1 protein-coding gene is annotated in these 519 nt (G+C 31.8%); it reads left to right on the top strand.

Annotated elements, in window-relative coordinates; genetic code table 11:
* Window positions 1–519 (top strand): hypothetical protein (locus tag MBCUT_RS11230; RefSeq protein WP_169805374.1); only part of this gene is annotated, 519 nt, incomplete at both ends.

The following is a 519-nucleotide window of genomic DNA, read 5'->3' as shown; positions in this document are numbered from 1 at the left end:
GAATTATACTACTGTTCGTACTGGTTCTGTTAGTGTTGTTGTTGGTTTTGCTGGTAATGATAATTACACAAGCTTTATTAATTCTACAACTTTTACTGTAGCTAAGAATAGTACTAATTCTACTATTGTTGTTAGTCCTAATTCTGTTAGTATTGGTAATAATGTCACTGTTAGTGGTGTTTTGGCTAATTATTCTGGGATATTTAGTGTTACTGTTACTGTTGATGGTATACAGTTTAATGTAGCTGTTAATAGTACTGGTGGTTGGAGTTTGAATTATACTACTGTTCGTACTGGTTCTGTTAGTGTTGTTGTTGGTTTTGCTGGTAATGATAATTACACAAGCTTTATTAATTCTACAACTTTTACTGTAGCTAAGAATAGTACTAATTCTACTATCGTTGTTAGTCCTAATCCTGTAAATATTGGTGTAAATACTACTCTTAGTGGTGTTTTAGCTAATCATACTGGAATAAATCAGGTTACTGTTACTGTTGATGGTATACAGTTTATTGTAGC

The organism is Methanobrevibacter cuticularis (assembly GCF_001639285.1).
Lineage (GTDB): Archaea > Methanobacteriota > Methanobacteria > Methanobacteriales > Methanobacteriaceae > Methanobaculum > Methanobaculum cuticulare.
Note: the sequence above shows the minus strand (reverse complement) of the source record. Positions and strands in the feature narration are given on the sequence as shown.